Source organism: Roseibium aestuarii (genome assembly GCF_008477545.1).
Lineage (GTDB): Bacteria > Pseudomonadota > Alphaproteobacteria > Rhizobiales > Stappiaceae > Roseibium > Roseibium aestuarii.
Window position 1 is genome coordinate 1 of record NZ_VORA01000018.1, and the last position, 1,936, is coordinate 1,936.

The following is a 1,936-nucleotide window of genomic DNA, read 5'->3' on the forward strand; positions in this document are numbered from 1 at the left end:
CGTCCTGACCTGGCCACGAGAAGGCGCCGGACGCCTGGCCGCAAGGCAGGCGTCCGATGTCCTTCGCGTGGCACGAGATCCGTGATCACCTCATGCATTCATCCTCCAACCTTCACTTCCAGCGCAGTTTTGACGCCGTCAGGCGTGAACAGGCCGCCCTCGCACCGTTCCGGGATCCGGCGGCCCTGCTGGACGGGCTGCACGGCACGACCGGCAATCCCGCCCGGAAAAACCTGATCCTCTCCGCGCTGGTCAGGGCGGCGCAGGGCGACGGGCCCGCGTCCGACTGCGCCCTGACGCTGCTGTTGCTGGCGCTCTGGCCCGGCCTCGACGCCATCCGCCGCCGGTCGCTCTGGCGCAGGCTCGGCAGCGCCGACGAGGTTGCGTCCGATGTTCTGGCGCGCACCACCGAGGCAGTCCGCGGCCTCCACCTCGGGCGCGTCAACTGGATCGCGGCCACGGTGCTGCGGAACGTCGAGCGCGACATGATCCGCGTGCGCCAGCGCGACCAGACACGCGAACATCTCGCCAGCTGCGCCGATCCCGACGAGGTGGCGGACAGCGGCGACAGCGGGATCGGCGCGGCCGGGTACGCACGGCTGAACGGCGCCGTGCAGAAGCTGCTCCGCGACGACGCCCTGCTGGTGATCCGCGTGGCGATCGAGGGCTTCTCGCAGGCCGAGGTCGCCGTCGAACTGGGTCTGACCGAGGCCGCCGCCCGCAAGCGGTATCAGCGCGCCATCCGCCGGCTGCACGAGGCCCTCGAGGAAATCCCCTGAACCGATGTCCCGATCCGGTCCCGCCGGTGGCTTTTCCAATTCGAGCGCCCCGAGCGCCTTCCCTCCAACCGAAAGCAGACACGCATGAACCGCACTGCCGATCTGTCGCTCGAGGATTTCAGGCGTCTTCCGGGGCTCTATCGCCGCTGGGAGCTGACCGAGGTCTGCGAGCCCAACCGCAACTATCAGATCGAGGACGCCGGCGCCCATGCCGACGGGACGCCGCTCTTGGCGATCTACGTCGCCGAGCCCGCGCCCGACGTCCGCGAGGCCGCGTGATGGGCCTCCTCGATCACATCATCTCACGGAGAAAAGCCATGCCGGACCAGCCGGACGACATCACCCGTCTTCGCGCCGCGAGCTACGCCCTCGAAGACCTCCCCGAAACCATCGCCCTCCCGCAGCGCGCCGGTGACGAGCCGCGCGAGCCGCTGCCGGTCGTCGAGGCGACCGTCGACGAGATCGCCTTCGCGATCGTGGAAGCGGAGCGCGAGAACTCGGCCGCCTACCGCCGAACCGACGCGCTGAAGCGGCTCTACAAGCTCGCCCGCGAGGCGGGGTGCATCGGCGCAGATCGCGCCGCCACGGCGGTGATGAAGAAGGAGGGCCAGTGATGGCCCTTCCCATCATCGGCGCCGACGAGCGGCTCGCGCAACGCAAGGGGATCAAGGGCGTGATCTTCGGCCGGTCCGGCATCGGCAAGACCAGCCTGCTCTGGACGCTGAACGCCTCCACCACGCTCTTCCTCGACCTCGAAGCTGGCGACCTAGCGGTCGAGGGGCTGGAGATCGACACGCTCCGGCCGCGCACCTGGAAGGAGTGCCGCGACTTCGCGGTGTTCATCGGCGGGCCGAACCCGGCGCTGCGCGAGGACCAGCCCTACAGTCAGGCGCATTTCGACGAGGTCTGCGGGCGCTACGGCGATCCCACAGTGATCGGCAAATACGAGACCGTCTTCATCGACTCGATCACGGTGGCCGGGCGGCTCTGCTTCCAGTGGTGCCGTGGGCAGCCCGAGGCGTTCTCCGAGAAGACCGGCAAGCCCGACATCCGCGGCGCCTACGGGCTGCACGGCCGCGAGATGATCGGCTGGCTGACCCACCTGCAGCACACGCGCGGAAAGCATGTCTGGTTCGTGGGCATCCTCGACGAGCGGC

At 69.3% G+C, this 1,936-nt stretch carries 4 protein-coding genes; all 4 read left to right on the forward strand.

Going from position 1 to position 1,936, the window contains the following annotated elements; all coding sequences use genetic code 11:
• The first annotated feature begins 56 nt into the window (after window positions 1–56).
• Window positions 57–779, forward strand: a complete 723-nt coding sequence (locus FR728_RS19240) for an RNA polymerase sigma factor (RefSeq protein ID WP_149894355.1) — start codon at window positions 57–59, stop codon at window positions 777–779.
• Between the two features lie 84 nt (window positions 780–863).
• Window positions 864–1,058 (forward strand): hypothetical protein, encoded by a 195-nt coding sequence (locus FR728_RS19245; RefSeq protein WP_018303655.1) that lies wholly within the window; start codon window positions 864–866, stop codon window positions 1,056–1,058.
• Window positions 1,059–1,096: 38 nt separating this feature from the next.
• Window positions 1,097–1,393 (forward strand): hypothetical protein, encoded by a 297-nt coding sequence (locus FR728_RS19250; RefSeq protein WP_149894356.1) that lies wholly within the window; start codon window positions 1,097–1,099, stop codon window positions 1,391–1,393.
• On the forward strand, window positions 1,393–1,936 hold a 544-nt coding region (locus FR728_RS19255; RefSeq protein ID WP_149894357.1), incomplete at its 3' end, for an ATP-binding protein. The genes FR728_RS19250 and FR728_RS19255, both read left to right, overlap by 1 nt.